This window comes from Cobetia sp. QF-1, from assembly GCF_002213105.1.
Lineage (GTDB): Bacteria > Pseudomonadota > Gammaproteobacteria > Pseudomonadales > Halomonadaceae > Cobetia > Cobetia crustatorum.
The window spans coordinates 439,910-457,940 of sequence record NZ_NBVS01000004.1; the positions used below are offsets into that span (position 1 = coordinate 439,910).

An 18,031-nucleotide genomic window follows, 5' to 3' on the forward strand; every position below is an offset into this window, starting at 1 on the left:
TTGTCGCGTTTCAGTTCATAACCTAAAAATAGGACGTCAGGCATGAGGGCCGGTGTCATCATCAGCATCTTCCATCAGATCCACGATACTCGCTGCCATTTTCCTCCAAGAACCACTCGCGGAAAGCTTGCACCTTGGCAAGTGTTTCAATTGCAACTTGCAGCTCCGCAGCGGAGTTATTCACCGATGACCCATGACGTGTTGCGAGTGGGTTACCTGGCAGTCGTTCTCAAGGATTGCTCGAACCTGTCCAGGAAGAGGTCGGCTTCCGAGCGTTCGATGCACAGTGGCGGGCGAATCTTCAAGGTACTGCCGGACTTGACGGCCCCGCCGATCAACACGCCATTGCGCTTGAGGTCGTTGATCAACGCCGTGGTGCGCTGGGCGTCCGGCGCTCCGTCACGCGTCGGGTCACAGAGGTCCAGCCCCAGGAAAAGCCCGGCGCCTCGTACATCGCTCACCTCCTCGAAGCGTGCCTGAATGTCCTGCAGCTGTCGCTTGAAGTACTCGCCCTGACGCTCTGCATTGGCCATCAGGTCTTCCTCGGCGATCACGTCCAGCACCGCCGTGCCCGCCGCCACGGCGACCGGTGAGCCGCCGAAGGTATTGAAGTAGCCCACATCAGCGTTCAGGACCGCCAGCAACTCCTCGCGTGCCGCCAGCCCGGACATCGGGAAGCCGTTGCCCATCGGTTTGCCCATGGTCACCACATCCGGCGTCACGCCGTGGCGCGAGAAGCCCCACATCCCCTGCCCCGTGCGCCCGAAGCCGGGCTGGACCTCATCGGAGATGAACAGGCCGCCCCGGGACTGCAGGAGTTCGACCGCGGGCTTCAGGAAACCTGCGGGGTCGGCATAGATGCCATCGCTCGAGAAGATGGAGTCGACCAGCAGCGCCGCGCATCCATGGCCCCTCGCCTCCAGCTGTTCGATGCCGTACCGCACCTGCTCGGCGAACCAGACGGCCGGGTCTGCCTGCTCACTCATCCGGGAGATCGGCAGGATATGTACGTGATCCGGCGGCGTTCCCTGTTTGTAGGAAGACGGTGAAACTTCCGTCACGGCGGCCGTGTTGCCGTGGTAGGCCGCCTCGGTGACGATGATCCCCTGCCGGCCCGTCCAGCCACGCGCCAGCCTCAGCGCCATGTCGTTGCTTTCACTGCCGGTACACATCATCACCAGTCGATTGAGCGCGCGCGGCAGCGTGTCCAGCAGACGCTCGGCATAGCGATGGATGCCTTCGTGCAGATAGCGGTTGTGCACGTTGAGGGCCCCCATCTGTTCAGCGACCGCCTGGTGAAGTGGTCCCCGGAATTCGGACCAGGCGCTAAGCTCTGATCAGACCGACCAGGAGAGCTTGATCATGAGCAGGAAACGTCGACAGTACAGCAGTGAGTTCAAAGCCAAGGTAGCCCTCGCCGCCCTCAAGGGAGAGCAGACCACGTCGGAGATCGCAGCCCGCTTCGAGATCCACCCCACCATGGTGAGTCAGTGGAAACGCGAACTGCTGGACAATGCCACCGGCGTCTTCGAGAGCAAGAGTTCCGGTAAAACCGCTCAGAAGACCCAGGAGGAGATCGATACGCTCTACCGCGAGATCGGCAAGCTGACGGTGGAACGGGATTTTTTGTCACGCGGGCTCGGTCGTTGAGCCGGGCCCAGCGCGTGGCACTGGTCGAGCCGCAGGCGCCCGACATCAGCCTCCGGCGTCAGTGCCAGCTACTCGGTATCAGTCGCTCCTCAATGTACTATCAGCGCAAGGCGCTAGGGGCCTATGACCTGGAGTTAATGCGTCTGATCGACGCGGAGCATCTGCGCACACCGGTCTATGGCTCACGACGGATGTCAGCCCATCTCAATCGCCAGGGATACGCGGTGAACCGCAAGTGTAGTGGCACTGTAGTGGCATAGTGAATCTGGCCACCTGATTTTGAGTGTATGATCACTCACAGAGACAGTCAGGTGCAGATGATGACGAAGAAGAGAACGTTCAGCCCGGAATTTCGCTTGGAAGCGGCCCAACTCGTGGTCGATCAGGGTTACACGCTGAAGGCGGCGTGTGAGGCCATGGGAGTTGGCAAATCCACCATGGAATATTGGGTACGCAGGCTTCGGGCTGAGCGAGCAGGCAAGGCGCCGCTGAAAGGTGAGGCTCTGACGCCGGAACAGCGTGAGATCCAGGAACTGAAGCGCAAGCTGCGGCGGGTGGAGGAAGAGAAGGCAATATTAAAAAAGGCTACCGCTCTCTTGATGTCGGACTCCCTGAGCAATTCTCGATAATCGAGCGACTTGAAGAGAGCTATGCGGTGCAGCACTTGTGTCAAGTGTTTGGGGTGCATCGCAGTAGCTACCGGGCCTGGCGTGACCGGGATAGAAGGCCCTGTGAGACTGAGCAGAAGCTGCTGGATCAGGTTGTCGAGGCGCATACCGTCAGTAACGGCTCTGCCGGCGCTCGCAGCATTGCAAAAATGGTCACGCAGGCAGGAATACAGTTGAGTCGTTATCGGGCCAGCAGGCGGATGAAGCAGCTGGGGCTGATGAGTTCGCAGCCGCCGAGGCACGCCTACAAGAAGGCTGATCAGCCACACCTGGATATACCGAATGTTCTTTCGGGAGTTCGATGTAAAGCAGCCCAATCAGGTATGGACCGGCGACATTACCTATATTTGGACAGGGGCACGCTGGGCTTATCTGGCAGTGGTCATCGACTTGTATGCTCGTAAACCCGTGGGGTGGGCATTGTCCCTATCGCCGAACACGGAGCTGGTAAAGAAAGCGCTGACCATGGCCTACGAATCGCGTGGAGAGCCACGGAATATCCTGTTTCATTCGGATCAGGGTTGCCAGTACACCAGCCGGGCATTCCGGCAGATGCTTTGGCGCTACCGAATGACGCTGAGTCTCAGTCGCCGTGGCAATTGCTGGGACAATGCCCCAACAGAGCGCTTCTTCAGAAGCCTGAAAACGGAATGGATACCAGAGATCGGCTATCCCGATGTCGCTGCGGCGAAGCGATCTGTCACTGATTATATGATCGGTCACTACAGCAGCCTCAGGCCGCACAAGCATAACGATGGGATACCGCCGAACTTGGCAGAAAAGAACTACTGGAATGCTCAAAGATCGGTGGCCAAAAACACTTGACCACTACAACCGGATTGGCCATCCGAGGCCCAGCCTGCCATAGACATGATGTGGGTCGTTCTTTGCCCTTGCCACTCCCCGGCAGCCCTCAAGCGCGGGAGCTGGATGCACGACTCTGGCAGTGTGAGGCCTCTCTCTCACTGCCAAGCTTGTCGTGAAGAAATTCGATGAAGGTACTGATCCGTCGACTTGCATATCTGCCTTCCGGAAACACGGCGTACAGATTCACTTCAGGAATCCGATAGTCATTCAGCACAACTTCCAGTCGTCCGACCTCAATATCCTCTGCCACATCCACCATCGATTTAAATATCACTCCAGCCCCTGCGATCGCCCACTCGCGCAACGCGCCACCATCGCTGGCCATTCGGTTCCCCGCCACCGTCACGGAAAATACCTGCCCTGCCTCCTGGAACTCCCAATGGTTCTGGGGCGCTCCTGGGCGAGCGAGCACCATGCACTGGTGGGATGACAGCTCTGATGGGTGTTGGGGGCGCCCTGCGTCCTGCCAATAAGCAGGTGCCGCACACACAACACGATGGGTACTGACGAGACGTCGTGACGTCAAGCTTGAGTCCGCCATCGGCCCATGACGAATGGCCAGATCAAATCGTTCATCGACCAGGTCCAACACTCCATCGGATAGCACGAGTTCAAATTTTACTTCCGGGTGCTGTATCAGGAACTGATCGATCAGCCGTGGTAGGCGCGTGCGGCCAAAATCATTGGTCGCCGTCAGCCTGATGGTGCCACTCAGCGACCCTGTGCCCGAGATCCGCTCAAGAGCCTTGTCATACTCGGCCAGGATCCTTTCGCTGTCGTCTCGAAATTGTTCGCCTTCCGCCGTCAAATGCATGGCACGCGTTGTTCTGACGATAAGCTTGGCCCCGACCTGCTGCTCAAGCTTCTGTAAGGCTTGGGTGACCAATGACGGGGACTGGCCTCGCTGACGGGCCACCGCCGCCATTGACCCACGCTCACAGATATCCACAAAAAGTTTCATTAACGCCAAGCGATCCATTATTCACCATATAGTGAAGGATGAATTCATCAGTCGAGCATTTATTAGCAAAACAAACAATGCCACTGTCAGGGCCGACGTCATGGGCGACCCCTCCCATGATCATGCGCCACAGGACAGGAGAGTCTCATGAGCCAACATCACCTATTAGTCGCTGGTGCCAGTGGCGTCATCGGCCGTGCAGCAACATTGGCCTTTGAAGAGGCAGGATGGCGAGTCACGACACTCTCTCGCTCCTCAGAGGGTCCGGGAAGCGGACACCACATCAGCGCCGATCTCTTGGATATTGCCTCTTTGCGAGATGCAAGTGATGTACTGAGCAGCGTGACGCACGTATTTTACGCCGCCTTGAAACCGGATCCGGACCCTGCCACTGAAGCACAACAGAATGGCGACATGATGCGGCACCTCTTCCAGGTGCTTGAAGAATCCCAAGCGTCAATCGAGCACCAGGTCTTCGTACAGGGCGGGAAGGTCTACGGTGCTCACCTCGGGGTCTACAAAACACCGGCTCGAGAAGAGGACAGCCGGCATTTCCCCCCCAACCTGTATTTCGAGCATGAAGATCTGGCTCGCGAACTCGAAGGCAAGGGAATTCGTTGGACCGCATTGCGTCCCGACATCGTGATAGGCCATTCCCTGGGTTCAGCCATGAACCTCGGTAACCTTATCGGTCTCTATGGCACGCTTTGCCGGGAGCTCGGTGTTGCCATGCAATTTCCCGGTACGGCGCGTGCCTACGATATCTTGCTGAACATCTGCGATGCCGATCTGGTGGGCAAAGCCGCCCTGTGGGCCATCGCAGAGAACCAGCAAGGGCCCTATAACGTCACCAATGGTGATCAGATTCGGTGGCGCCACGTCTGGCCAGAGATCGCCAACTGGTTTGGGCTTGAGACCGGCGAGCCTCAACCTATTTCGTTGGAGACACGTCTCGCTGCCGTGTCAGGCACTTGGAAGACGCTTGCAGAGCGCCAAGGACTTGCCGAGACAGATATCGACAAGATTGCCCAAGGTGGCTTCGGAGATTTCATCTTCCATGTCGAAGAGGACGCTGTCTTTGATTTGACGAAGGCTCGCCAAGCCGGCTTTGCAGAAATGTGTCGCCACTCACCCCAGAGTCTCATTCAGCACCTTGAGGCCATGAAGGAACGCCGCCTGATCCCTTGACGTTTGATCACTCGACCCTCTGGTACGCACCTGCTCGATTCGCCCTAAGTGCTTGAGCGATGACGTACTACGGGGGCACTAACACGCTGACAGATAACCGCATGAGCCTACGCGGTTGCAGAGTAGACCGCCCCATGAGCGAGGGTCATAAAGCCTTCAAGTGACAGAAGTCAGGAGCCGTCACGACAATCAGGCCGCCTTCCATTAGCGAAGGTGGCCTGTCTCGTGCTGTCATCATGTATCGAACCATGATCAGCGCTAGCTTACAGCGTGAAGCCACCATCGACGGCGATGGCCTGCCCTGTCACGTGTTCGGCCTGGGCGAGGTAGACCACCAGCTGCCCCATGTCCTCAGGTGTCTGGGCGACTCCCTGGGGCAGCAGGCTCTTCTGCAGGCGCTCCCATGCAGCGGGCTCGCTTTCGCCTTCCTGACTCCAGCGTGCCGAGAGCCCACTCTCGCCCCGCCACATGCCGGTGCCCACCACGCCCGGGCAGATCGCGTTGACGGTGATGCCTTCCGCTGCCACTTCCTTGGCGACGGCATTGGTAAAGCCGATGACCGCGAACTTCGAGGCACAGTAGTGCGACAGATCAGGAAAGCCGACCTTGCCGGCCATCGAGGCCACGTTGATGATCCGCCCGACGCGGCGTGAGCGCATCACGGCGACCTCGGCCTGAGTACACAAGAAGGTACCTCGCGCATTGACGTTCATGACGCGGTCCCACTCCTCCACCGTCAGCGCATCGATGGAATGGATGCCGATGATGCCGGCATTGTTGACGGCGATATCGAGCGGGCCGAGTCCGACCTCTGCCTCTTCAATCAAGCGCCGCACGGACGCCGCATCTGCGACATCGACCTGTAGCGCCAGACACCGTCTACCCAGTGCCTCCACTTTTGCCGCCGTCTCGCGGGCGATGGCGAGATCCAGATCCGCCACCACGACATCCGCGCCCGCCTTGGCCAATGCCAGCGCGATCCCCTGGCCAATACCGCGCCCACCACCTGTCACCAGTGCAATCTTGTCGTTCAGTTGCATGAGTCGTCTCCTGAATCTCTCACTGAAATCTGCAAATGCTGCGCTGCTGCCATGACGCTGGCACACGGTCCAGCGCCACTGGCCTCAGCTCAGGTGGTGGACTTCCTGAAGGCCGTAGACCGGCGTCGGGATACCCTCGAGCCGCGCCTTGAGCTGCAGCGCCAGATACTGGGAATAGTGGCGGGACTGGTGCAGGTTGCCGCCGTGGAACCATAACGCCTGCTGCTGGGTCGGCTTCCACATGTTGCGCAGCTCGCCCTCCCAGGGCCCGGGGTCCTTGAGCGTATCGGAGCCCATGCCCCAGCATTTGCCGACCTTGTCGGCGACGTCCTGCGAGATGATGCGTGCCGCCCAGCCATTCATCGAGCCGTAGCCGGTGGCATAGACGATCAGATCAGCGGGCAATTCCGAGCCATCGGTCAAGATGACCGAGCGCGGATTGATGCGCTCGATGCCGACGCCACTGCGCAGCTTGATGTCACCATTGGCGACCAGATCACAGGCGCCCACATCGATGTAGTAGCCGGAGCCGCGGCGCAGGTATTTCAGGAACAGGCCCGAGTCGTCATCGCCGAAATCGAGCAGGAAGCCTGCCGCCTCCAGCCGACGGTAGTAGTCGGCGTCGCGCTTGCGGATCGCCTCGAAGATCGGGCGCTGGAAGTCAGGCAGTATCCGGTAGGGAATCGAGGCAAAGATCAGGTCCGCCTTGTGGTGATCGATGCCGTTTTGCACCGCCTGCTCGGAATAGAGCGGCCCCAGCGCCTCTTCCATCAGCGAGTTGGACTTCACCACATGCGTGGAGGAGCGCTGCAGCATGGTCACATCTGCATCGTGCTCCCACAGCGCGGCGCAGATATCGTGAGCGGAATTGTTGGCGCCCACCACGACCACCTTCTTGCCACGATAGGCATCCGGCCCCGGGTGCTGGCTGGAGTGCTGCTGCTCGCCTTCGAAGGTCTCGGCCCCCGGGAAGTGTGGCACGTTGGGCATGCCCGACATGCCCGTGGCCAGCACCAGCTGCTTGGGCCGCAGGGTCACGGGCTTGCCGTCGCGTACCACCTCGACCACCCACTCGCCGCTCGCCTCATCGAAGTGCGCACTCTCGCAGGCCGTGGAGTTCCAGTAATTGAGCTCCATGATCCTGGTGTACATCTCCAGCCAGTCCGCGACCTTGTCCTTGGGCGCGAAGACCGGCCAGTTTGCCGGGAAGGGGATGTAGGGCATGTGGTCGTACCACACCGGATCATGCAGACACAGGGACTTGTAGCGATTGCGCCAGGCATCGCCCGCACGCGGATTCTTGTCGATCACGATGGTCGGCACATCCATCTGTCTGAGCCTTGCGGCCAGCCCGATGCCGCCCTGACCGCCACCGATGATCACGCAATACGGCTGGCGCTCGTAGCCCAGTTCAGCCTCTTCGCGCTGACGCGACTCAAGCCAGGTCTCACGCTGCTTGTTGGCTCCATGCTCGGCGCCCTTGGGGCGCTGCATGCCCAGCGGCTCAGGGAATTCCTTGAGTTCACGCATGGCGGTCAACAGCGTCCAGCAGCGCCCTTCCTTCAGGCGCAACAAGCCCTTGCCGCGTGCATCGGCGGTCTCGAAGGTGAACCAGGCCTCGACGATGCCGCCGGCCTCACTGGCCTCACCATCCAGTTGCCAGCGAGAGGGAGCGACATGCTCGAGGGTCGCCGCGAGCATCGACTGGATCTCGTCCTTGCCCTCCGACGTCTTGAGATTCCAGGTGAAGGCGATCAAATCGCGCCAGTAGCATTCCTCGCCAAACAACGAGAGAACCCGGGCGATATCGCGCTGAGTCAGGGAGGACTCGAAATCATCGAGCCATTGCTGAGCGATCTGAGTTGGCGTGCGTGCGGTCATGGCGTCTCTCCGCGTGTTGTTGGATGTTGTAGTCACGCCTTCCATCCAAGGCATCAAGCATGCCAGCTTCGTCATGCACGACTGACAAAGCTCGTAAGCACTTGTCGTGAATGACAAAAATTCGCCACTACCGAATCACCACCCTCCTCGCCTCGCTGGGCATTCCACCGTCCTCGTGACAACTGTACGCCGTACGCCTGACACGGGGCGTTACACCTGTAACGCCCCGACCAAGGATGCAGGACAGGATGATTGACGCTCCCGCCACACCGCATACGCTTGAAGGAGTACACGCCGCTATTGCTATGGCCACTGTTGTGACAACCGCGATTGCCACTTTCACAAGCGCCATAGCCACTACCAAAAGAGCCGTCTCAAGACGGCCAGCGCCGAGGCAGCCATGATCCGCCAACTCGACACGATGCAGCCCGACAAGCGGCAGCATATCCAGACCCTGATGCAACTGGGCGAAGGCCGCGACGTCTTCCCTGAGACGCAGCGCGATGTCATCCGTCGCTCCTGGCAGCGCTGTCTGGAGGAATATCAGCTCGATCCCAGCCGCCCTCGCCCGGTCCGCGTTCTCACCCAGCAGGCGCTGCGCGATCATCAGGAATCGGCGGATGAGCTGCTGCACGTGGCACGTGCCGGTGTGGAGCGGCTCTATAGTCAGATCGCACAACATGGCTATGCGCTGATCCTCACCGATCAACGCGGCATCGCGGTGGATTTTCGGGGTCAACGTGATCAGTTGAGTGAGCTGCGGCGCGCGGGTCTCTATCTCGGCTCGGATTGGAACGAGCGCTATGCCGGTACCTCGGCGGCGGGCACCTGTCTGCACGATGGTGCAGCCGTCACCTGCCATCAGCGTGAGCACTTCGATGCCACCCACATCGACCTGACCTGCACCGCAGCCCCCATCACCGATCCCCAGGGCCGTGTGATCGCCGCCCTCGACATCTCGGCGCTGAAGTCGCCCCGCCCGCAGGAGAGCCAGACCTTTGCGCTCTCCCTCGTCACCCTGCATGCCCGCATGATCGAGGATGCCTACTTCCTGCATCGCTATCGGGATTGCCTGATCCTTCGCTTCGATACCGCGCGGGAATTCGTGCACCTGAATGGTCGCGGCCTGTTTGCCATTCAGGAAGATGGCAAGGTGATCGCCGCCAACCACGAAGGCCGGCGTCTGATCGATGCGCATCTGGAGCGCTGGCCACCGTGGACGGTCTCCACCCTGCCCGCCGTCACGCAGCTGTTCGATGGGGAGCTCAATGAGCTGTTGAGCATTCCGCACGCCAGCCGGGATCAGATTCGCGCCTTCCGCCTGCGGGCGGATGACGCCATCGTCTTCGTGACACTGATCGAGCCACGCGGCTATCCGGTGCGGGCCCTCCCCACCGTCAGCCAGCAGGATGACCCGGTGCCCGAGCTGGACCAGCTCGCGGGAGACGACCCTTCCATGCACCGGCTGCTCAAGCTGGCGCGCCGCATGCGCCATGAAAACGTGAGCATCCTGATTCGTGGCGAGACGGGAACCGGCAAGGAAGTGTTGGCGCGGGCGCTGCATGACAGCGGACCACGCGCCAAGTCGCCCTTCGTGGCGGTGAACTGCGCCGCCATTCCGGAATCGCTGATTGAAAGTGAACTCTTCGGCTATCTGCCGGGCGCCTTCACGGGAGGAAGGCCCAAGGGCATGCGCGGCCTGATCCAACAGGCCGACGGCGGCACGCTGTTTCTGGATGAGATCGGCGACATGCCGCTGTCGCTCCAGTCACGCCTGCTGCGCGTGCTCGCCGAACGGGAGGTGTCGCCACTGGGGGCCGAGACGCCCATCAAGGTGGATATTCGCGTTATCACTGCCACGCATCGTGATGTCACGGAGCTGATCGCCAGCGGGCAATTCCGCGAAGACCTCTACTACCGACTCAACGGCGCCGAACTCCTGCTACCTGCACTGCGTGAGCGCGCCGATCGTCACTACCTCATTCGCAAGCTGCATGCGGAACTGCAAGCCGAACGCGAACAGTCACTCCACCTGCGCGCCGATGCCATCAGTGCGCTGCTGAGTCATCACTGGCCGGGCAACATACGCCAACTGCGCAATGCGATTGCCTTCGCGATGGCCACCGCGGAAGGCGATGAAATCACCCTGCATGATCTGCCGGAGGTCTGCCAGACCCACACCGGCAGCACCCGCGGGGCTGCCAGTCCGCTTGCCGCTGCCTCCCCCTTCGCATCCGGCGCTTCCTCGAACCCGGCCTCTCCAGCGCCCGCGTCTGCAGGGGCTGATGCGGGGACTGATGCGGACGCCAACGAACTGCTCGAGCTGTTGCGCCACACGGACTGGAACGTCAGCCAGGTCGCCCGCCAACTCGGCGTCTCGCGGCCCACCATCTACCGCCGCATGCGCCGCCATGGCCTGGTGGCGCCCAATCATCAGCCGCTCGCCTCATGAGCCAGCTGCATCTTCATGGCCGAGTATGGAGAACGTGAAGAGTGCATGAGGGTGACGTGCTCTGAAACGTCAGGTGCTTGCCACACACAGGCCCGAGCGGAAGTTCGGGCCAGCGTGTGTGTTTCTCCATTCTTTCCCCCTTACCCCTCTTTCCCTTCTTACCCTTCTTACCCACTCCTCACGTCAACGTCTCTGCGGCTCACGTTGCGTGCTTGCTGAGCCCACCTATCCCCGCTCGATTCGCCGGCTTTCACAACGCGCGAAATGACGCCCGCCCTCATCATGAATTTAACTCAACTTGAACATTAAAAAATCCAGTTTGTGTCATGGAGACAGGCACTAGATACTCACCTGCATCAGATCGTTGATGAAGACTTCCCATGACGCTGCACTTCACAGCCAGCACACGGAACGTGATGGCGAGCAGCGTGCCTCTCCCGGCATGGATGCGTTCTCACAGAGAGCAACCCGCTCACGAGACGCCTGAAAGATCACGGGAAGATGTCGACGACACAGTGAATTTTCTCTCTCAGGATCAGGGTGAACGCCATGAACAACGAATTCGGTTTCAGCATCAACAGTCTGCGCTTCGACGAGAACTACGTTCCGGCGGAAAACACCCGCCTGACCACCAACTTCGCCAACCTGGCGCGTGGTGAGAGCCGTCAGCAGAACCTGCGCAGCACGCTGAACATGATCAACAACCGATTCAATGCGCTGGCCAACTGGGACAACCCCAAGGGCGATCGTTACTCCGTCGAGCTGGACATCATCTCCGTCGAGCTGAATCTCGACGCCGCGCGTTCCGACAATGCCCTGCCGATCATCGAGATCCTGCAGACCACCATCGTCGACCACCAGACGAATCAGCGCATTGACGGCGTGACCGGCAACAACTTCTCGTCCTACGTGCGCGATTATGACTTCAGCGTGCGCCTGCTGGAGCACAACAAGGGCAAGGATTCCTTCAGCGTGCCGGAGCAGTTCGGCGTACTGCATGGCAATCTGTTCCAGGCCTTCGTGGGTTCTGCTGCCTACAAGGAATGCTTCAAAAAGCCGCCGGTCATCTGCATCAGCGTCTCCACCACCAAGACCTACCAGCAGACCGAGAACGTGCACCCGATCCTCGGGATGGAATATCGCCAGGACGATGATTCCCTGACCGATGCCTACTTCAGCAAGATGGGCCTGAAGGTGCGCTACTTCATGCCGCCGGGCAGCGTTGCACCGCTGGCCTTCTACCACACCGGCGACCTGCTCAACGATTACAGCAATCTGGAACTGATCAGCACCATCAGCACCATGGACACCTTCCAGAAGATCTATCGTCCCGAGGTCTACAACGCCAATTCCGTGGCCGGTAAATCCTATCAGGCGAGCCTGAAGCAGCAGGACCATTCACTGACGCGCATCGTGTACGACCGCGAAGAGCGCAGCCAGCTCGCCATCGAGCAGGGCAAGTTCGTGGAAGAGAGCTTCATCAAGCCCTACCAGAACCTGCTCGAGCAGTGGTCCGCCAACTGGTCCGCCAACCGATAAATCCATCATCGGTCAGCTCACTGATCCGCAAACAGCGCGCGCTGATCGACGAACGACATTCGCTATCTGAACCATTCCAAGGACAAGGTTATTCATCATGACGAGATTACTCCCGACCTCCACCGCTGGCAGCCTGCCGAAACCGTCCTGGCTCGCCGAACCGGAGGTCCTCTGGTCCCCCTGGAAGCTCGAAGGTGAGGCACTGATCGCGGGCAAGCAGGATGCGCTGCGCGTCTCCCTGCAGGAGCAGCAGCACGCCGGGATCGACATCGTCAGCGATGGCGAGCAATCGCGTCAGCACTTCGTCACCACCTTTATCGAACACCTGAATGGCGTGGATTTCGAGAAGCGCGAAACCGTCAAGATCCGTGATCGCTATGAGGCCAGCGTGCCGTCCGTGGTCGGTCCGGTCTCCCGCCAGAAGCCGGTGTTCGTCGAAGATGCCAAGTTCCTGCGCTCGCAGACCGATCAGCCGATCAAGTGGGCGCTGCCGGGACCGATGACCATGGTCGACACCCTCTTCGATGGCCATTACAAGAGCCGCGAGAAACTGGCGTGGGAATTCGCCAAGATCCTCAACGAGGAAGCCAAGGAACTCGAAGCGGCAGGCGTCGACATCATCCAGTTCGATGAACCGGCCTTCAACGTGTTCTTCGATGAAGTGAATGAATGGGGCATCGCCACGCTGGAGCGTGCGATCGAAGGCCTCAAGTGCGAGACCGCCATCCACATCTGTTATGGCTACGGCATCAAGGCCAACACCGACTGGAAGAACACCCTGGGCTCAGAATGGCGTCAGTACGAAGAAGCCTTCCCCAAGCTCCAGCAATCCAACATCGATATCGTCTCGCTGGAATGCCACAACTCTCACGTGCCGATGGAGCTGATCGAGCTGATCCGTGGCAAGAAGGTGATGGTTGGTGCCATCGACGTCGCCAACAACACCATCGAGACGCCGGAAGAAGTCGCCGAGACCCTGCGCAAGGCGCTGCAGTTCGTGGATGCCGACAAGCTCTACCCCTGCACCAACTGCGGCATGGCACCTCTCTCCCGTGAAGTCGCCCGCGGCAAGCTGCTGGCACTCAGCGCCGGCGCCGCTATCGTGCGCAAGGAACTCGAAGCACAGCGCTGATCGCTTGGCCGAGACAGAGCGCGGGCTAGGGCACAGCACTGACAGATAGCGTCCAGCTAGTTCCAAACCGAGTTGGCCCGACGATAGTGCTCGAGAGTGAAAGCAGACGCGACTGACACCGCCGCAAACAAAAATGGCCATCGTGAAGGATTCACGACGGCCATTTTTTCATCACTCACACCCCTGTCACTCAAGCGCTCAGTCCAGCGCTATCGCTGCAGCCCTTCCCCCACGGCTGATCATTACTACCTCCCCAATCTCCGAGGATTTGCCATGTCGCTCTCCAACACTAACCCAGCCCCCACCATCGACCCCGCCAGTTTCCGTGAAGCCCTCGGCCACTTCGCCTCCGGCATCACCATCATCACTACCCAGGTCGACGACGAACCGATCGGCTTCACCTGCCAGTCGTTCTACAGCGTCTCGATGAACCCGCCGCTGGTCTCCTTCAGCGTCAAGGCAAGCTCCTTCAGCTACCCGAAGATCCGCCAGGCAGAGCGCTTTGCCGTCAACATTCTTTCCAGCGAACAAAGCCATGTCTCCAACCAATTCGCTATGCGCGGCGCGGATAAATGGCAAGGCATCGACTGGAAACTCTCTCCCCTCGGCAACCCAGTCATCAATGACAGCCTGCACTGGCTCGACTGCAAGATTCACGCAGAGCACCCCGCAGGTGATCACCTGATCGTGATCGGGGAAGTGAAGGGACTAAATCTGGATGTTATTGCGACCGCTCGGCCGCTATTGTATTTCAAAGGGAAGTACGGGGGCTTGGCTGGAGAAGAATAAGACTGGAGAATACTAATCGGCTGGATTCTTTAGGATCAGACTAGGGGATTATGATTTTACTTATAAAACAATAAGTTACTGAAAAAAAGGGAAAGCGACCGTAATCGAGCGAAATGTACGGCTCTTTGGAATCAGTAGCTTAGCGAAGGTTGAGGATAGCACACGAGGCTGGTATGTGTACCGCTCGTGTACCATCGGGGGGTCCCTCTCTCTCGAGTAGCATGCCTCAGAGCAGCGAAAACTGCTCGCCTCAAAGGCATGCTGACCTCTTACGGCCAGAAGCAGAAATTTAGAATCAACTAACATGCAATAAATAGATGTTGTCTGTAATTAATAAACTACAGCTCATCGTCCAGCACCTGCGTGCTCTTTAAACTCGATGTGTAACTCACCCTGTGGGAAGACAAAGGCTCTAACCGGTCGCTCTTCACCACGCTGTGCCTGGCCAAAAATCAGCATCACAGGCTCCCGACAACTGTATCGAGAATCGGCATTGATATCGTACATCTGAGCCAAGTCATCGCCGCTTGGTTCTACAATACTAGCTGGGTGGTAGTGCCATTCGCCGATGTAGTAGGTTCGAACTCGGCCCTCCCAGCGCTTCTCTAGTAGCTCATGCAACCCCCTGATTCCTCGATGAAACCAACTCCGGCCGCGAGCTGAATCCTTTGTCGGGGAAAGTGCTTCTATCACAACGACCGTCGACTTATCAGTCGTGTAGTGTCCGACCAGAATTCCACCTGTTTCAATTTCTCCCGAGTGCCCGCACTCGCGATCAATTTGATTCCATGCTGCGACCGTCAATCGAAGGGCATACCCCCTGCATGGCGTGATCCAGTCGCGACCGCAACTCATCGGGTATCCCCGTTATTGGCCAGGTTCAAGTATGGATGGCGACGAATCGTCACATGCTTCCCCCAACTCAACGAGCTGGTAGCCTGCAAGACCTTCATCAAAGCGTTGCTCAAGAACGATAAGACCATCAGGAATCATCCCCACTTCAGCTTTCTCCAAGTATTTGACCGTCGCAACTGCTGCAAGCCACACGTCATCGCTTCGCGCCGGAAACAAAGGTGACCAACAGCCCGCCCCCTCAAGCGTCTCCCCACTCACCGTCCATTTTAAACGCTCTTCCGCAAGCCATGGTCCAACGGCGCCCGTGAACTTCTCTAAAGGAAAACAGCATGCGTGCGCCCTGAATAAAAACAATCGAGCTGCGGAGAACCCGAGAGAAGCTGAGAGGAATCGTCGTGGGACAGGCCACCAAGCTGCGTCGAGTCTTCTGAGGACATCATCGTCACCAGTGCAGTCCAGAACGACTTCGAAGGACTCCAAGAGCGTCTGGAGTGCGTCGCCGTGAGGGAGTGGTGCCGCCAACGAGTTGACTCGCGACATCGGAGCAGCTGCCTGGAGTCTAGCAGCTACGGCTTTCGCCTTATTGTATCCGAGAGCTTCACCTGTGAGCGTATGACGCACAAGGTTTCCAGCGTTGAGGTCGTCATGGTCGATGATAATGATCTCGGCTACACCACCGCGCACCAAGAGTTCGGCGACGGCAGAACCGAGGGCACCGGCACCGATTAAAGCCACTGAGCTTTTTCGGACTTCTGCGTGCAGTCGCCCGCGCGCCTGCAGTCGGTCTGGATGCCAGTTCTCCGTTGGCAGGTATGATAATTTCTTGCTCCCGCTGAAGAGTCCCAAGCGCAGTCGCTCATACCGTCCGCGCTGGTTGTCCCGAAACCCTTTCATCGGGGTGTTATTTGTGGGAATTGCAGGCAACGAGATAGCCTGCCAATGAACTTCAACCGGAGCGCCATGCCAACGCGAGGGAATCGGATACCCGAGGATAATGATCACATCCTCCTTTCCTCGGGCTTGGTGGACCATCCAACGGAAGAAACCATCGACATCCACATTGAGCCTCGCACCGGCTCGTCGAAGCTCGGCCCACGTACCTGGAGCATGCCACGGCGGAATCACGATTGGTGATGGCCATAGCCACCAATAGCCGACCCACGGGTTCTCACTTGATTGATAGCCGCGACGACAACTTCGAATCCAATCACCACGCGTGTCGAAAAAATTCTCCGCGACAATTGTTTTATCAAGGCTTGGAATCACGCCCCAGTGAACCTCACCGTGATGTCCTACGTGCTTACCCCAAGCTTCCCATGAGTCTGCGCCCTCATCGTGAATCACAGTGAAGCAGGAGTTGATAAGATCAAAAGGACACTGCGGGACTTCGAAAGGCTCGTCTCTCACCATCAACTGGTCATTTGCAGCAACCTCGAGCCAAGCGATACAACGCTCGACGTGCCAGCGTAACCGTTGTTCTACATCGCCCTTGGGCTCCGGACCTCCAGCAATGCGCCCGAGACGTTGGGATGGACTATCGAGACACGGCTTGCCGGTTCGCCAAGTTGCGTGATTCGAGGTGGACACGACATTCCGGTCTTGATGCGGAAACGTGTGGACGATGCCACCGTTTTGAGCTGGAAAGATGCGTATGCTACCGGCAGGATAGGAGCCATCAATTAGGACGACCCAACACGTTTGCTCGGCCACGAAGTCAGAGGAGCGCGGAGAGGTCAGTCGAAGACGAACTGCCCACGCAGACTCACCCGAGATGAACTCTGGGTGCGACTCCAATGCTACGCTGGGCACACCTATAAGTCGATCAAGTGCGACCCGAATGGACCTTGGCGCCTCGTCCACCATTCATCCTCCTCTACGCGAACCGGCCAGTGCCAGGCGCAGCCGGGCCTATGGGTGGGGTGAAGCCTCCCTTCTTTCCTGACCCATTGTTCGGCGGCTCGGGAAACTTGGAGCCGAACATCTCACACCAGAGGTTGCCACTCTCCGTGCGGTCCTCGGAATCTAAAGCCCGCCTCGACAGTTCAGCTCCAGTCTTAACCTGGTCGTAGAACGTGCAGAAGTCCTTTCCGGTGATTCGCTTGAACACATCATGCGACGGAACGCCATAGTCTGGGAGCGTCGGTTTTCCCTTGGCAAGCACCAAAACAGAGTAGCTGCTTACGATCGCTTCGAGCGTTTTCACTACGCCCTCTGCCACGGACCCGAGGCCATCAGGGCAGTGCTCTCCGATCAAGCGCTCGAGTGGGAATCCTTTAGGGTGTACGGGGTCGGCATAATGCTCGAGCCTCCACCACTTGATGCACTTCACTACGTTAACGAAGTGCCCGTTGCATCGTGAGTTCTTATCGCGGGTCCAGCGAATTTGTTCAAGGGGATGAGTATCATCCCACTCGTCTGCATCGCGATCCGGGATCCGAAGTGGTTTCGCCTGCCACTCTGCTTCGCTAGCGGCTTGATCAAGCAGCGACCTTGCGTCGATGCGCGAGCGGTTGTGTAGTGCAAGCCAAGACCGATGCAGGCGCCAGTCTCGAGCTTCGAAGATATCGTCATCAGAAGTGACAGCGTCAGACTGAAGTATTCCGTATTCCTGCCTCGCCGGAGCGGAAGTCGGAACAATGTCGAGGTCTACATAGCTCATTTCGATACCGAAGGAACGGCCTTGGGGACGCCACTTTCCCCTGTAATGCTTATTCAGGAAAGGCTCGAAGAGAGCCATAGCTTTCTTAGGCGTGTACTCGGTCTCGTCCAGCTTGGTGACAATGATGAGGTCTACGTCCGAGCGCTTGTCGCCTTTGGGGCGTACAGCGGTGTATCGGCGGTAGCTGCCTTGCAGGAAATCGCTGACCAAGATTGGCTTGAGTTCCTCATCCTCGTTTAGGCGTTCACGCAAAGTCTTGTGCCCTTTGATCAGTTGATCTCGCATCGCCTTCGTCGGCCGGATCTCCTGCAAAAACTTGTTGAAATCAGACTGAAGAATCATCAGGTACC

The 18,031-nt window shown here is 58.7% G+C and carries 13 protein-coding genes and 2 pseudogenes; 8 read left to right on the forward strand and 7 right to left on the reverse strand.

Translation table 11 applies throughout. The features are described from left to right. Positions 1-212: 212 nt before the first annotated feature. A pseudogene (locus tag CFN46_RS10350) lies at positions 213-1,289 on the reverse strand (aspartate aminotransferase family protein); the annotation flags it as partial. Between the two features lie 73 nt (positions 1,290-1,362). Here CFN46_RS10350 and CFN46_RS10355 point away from each other — a divergent pair. From CFN46_RS10355 to CFN46_RS10365, 3 genes and pseudogenes are all read left to right on the forward strand, one after another. Next, positions 1,363-1,650 (forward strand): transposase, encoded by a 288-nt coding sequence (locus CFN46_RS10355; protein ID WP_088743470.1) that lies wholly within the window; start codon positions 1,363-1,365, stop codon positions 1,648-1,650. Further along, positions 1,647-1,910, forward strand: coding sequence for an IS3 family transposase (locus tag CFN46_RS10360; RefSeq protein WP_088743471.1), 264 nt, complete (start codon positions 1,647-1,649; stop codon positions 1,908-1,910). Before CFN46_RS10355 ends, CFN46_RS10360 begins: the two co-directional genes overlap by 4 nt. A gap of 60 nt (positions 1,911-1,970) precedes the next feature. Further along, positions 1,971-3,143, forward strand: a pseudogene (locus tag CFN46_RS10365) (IS3 family transposase). A gap of 88 nt (positions 3,144-3,231) precedes the next feature. Here CFN46_RS10365 and CFN46_RS10370 read toward each other — a convergent pair. After that, the gene (locus CFN46_RS10370) at positions 3,232-4,146 is read right to left on the reverse strand and encodes a LysR family transcriptional regulator (RefSeq protein ID WP_211242444.1); all 915 of its coding nucleotides are present in this window, start codon (positions 4,144-4,146) and stop codon (positions 3,232-3,234) included. Positions 4,147-4,293: 147 nt separating this feature from the next. On the opposite strand from CFN46_RS10370, the gene CFN46_RS10375 reads away from it, so the two are divergent. Continuing rightward, positions 4,294-5,334, forward strand: coding sequence for an SDR family oxidoreductase (locus CFN46_RS10375; RefSeq protein WP_024952471.1), 1,041 nt, complete (start codon positions 4,294-4,296; stop codon positions 5,332-5,334). 263 nt (positions 5,335-5,597) lie between these two features. Here CFN46_RS10375 and CFN46_RS10380 read toward each other — a convergent pair whose 3' ends face one another. Both CFN46_RS10380 and CFN46_RS10385 read right to left on the reverse strand, forming a co-directional pair. After that, on the reverse strand, positions 5,598-6,374 hold the full coding sequence (locus CFN46_RS10380; protein WP_043336843.1) for an SDR family NAD(P)-dependent oxidoreductase: 777 nt from the start codon (positions 6,372-6,374) through the stop codon (positions 5,598-5,600). Positions 6,375-6,458: 84 nt separating this feature from the next. Then, positions 6,459-8,255: an NAD(P)/FAD-dependent oxidoreductase gene (locus tag CFN46_RS10385; protein WP_088743472.1), complete on the reverse strand. Its 1,797-nt coding sequence runs from the start codon at positions 8,253-8,255 to the stop codon at positions 6,459-6,461. Between the two features lie 400 nt (positions 8,256-8,655). On the opposite strand from CFN46_RS10385, the gene CFN46_RS10390 reads away from it, so the two are divergent. The 4 genes from CFN46_RS10390 (at position 8,656) to CFN46_RS10405 (ending at position 14,167) form a co-directional block, all read left to right on the forward strand. After that, positions 8,656-10,707 (forward strand): sigma-54-dependent Fis family transcriptional regulator, encoded by a 2,052-nt coding sequence (locus tag CFN46_RS10390; protein WP_254918462.1) that lies wholly within the window; start codon positions 8,656-8,658, stop codon positions 10,705-10,707. Positions 10,708-11,256: 549 nt separating this feature from the next. Beyond that, positions 11,257-12,246: a DUF1852 domain-containing protein gene (locus CFN46_RS10395; RefSeq protein ID WP_088743473.1), complete on the forward strand. Its 990-nt coding sequence runs from the start codon at positions 11,257-11,259 to the stop codon at positions 12,244-12,246. A gap of 97 nt (positions 12,247-12,343) precedes the next feature. Further along, positions 12,344-13,378, forward strand: coding sequence for a methionine synthase (locus CFN46_RS10400; RefSeq protein ID WP_088743474.1), 1,035 nt, complete (start codon positions 12,344-12,346; stop codon positions 13,376-13,378). A 273-nt stretch (positions 13,379-13,651) separates the two neighbouring features. Continuing rightward, positions 13,652-14,167: a flavin reductase family protein gene (locus CFN46_RS10405; RefSeq protein ID WP_088743475.1), complete on the forward strand. Its 516-nt coding sequence runs from the start codon at positions 13,652-13,654 to the stop codon at positions 14,165-14,167. A 345-nt stretch (positions 14,168-14,512) separates the two neighbouring features. Here the strand turns inward: CFN46_RS10405 and CFN46_RS17855 are convergent, their stop codons facing one another. The 3 genes from CFN46_RS17855 to CFN46_RS10420 all read right to left on the reverse strand — a co-directional run bounded on the left by CFN46_RS17855 (position 14,513) and on the right by CFN46_RS10420 (position 18,023). Next, a complete protein-coding gene (locus tag CFN46_RS17855; RefSeq protein ID WP_088743476.1) occupies positions 14,513-15,022 on the reverse strand; it encodes a Mov34/MPN/PAD-1 family protein in 510 nt (169 codons plus the stop codon). A 12-nt stretch (positions 15,023-15,034) separates the two neighbouring features. Continuing rightward, on the reverse strand, positions 15,035-16,609 hold the full coding sequence (locus CFN46_RS10415; RefSeq protein WP_176426458.1) for a ThiF family adenylyltransferase: 1,575 nt from the start codon (positions 16,607-16,609) through the stop codon (positions 15,035-15,037). A gap of 286 nt (positions 16,610-16,895) precedes the next feature. Further along, entirely contained in the window at positions 16,896-18,023 is a 1,128-nt protein-coding gene (locus CFN46_RS10420; protein ID WP_088743478.1) for a nucleotidyltransferase, read from the reverse strand. Positions 18,024-18,031 lie beyond the last annotated feature (8 nt).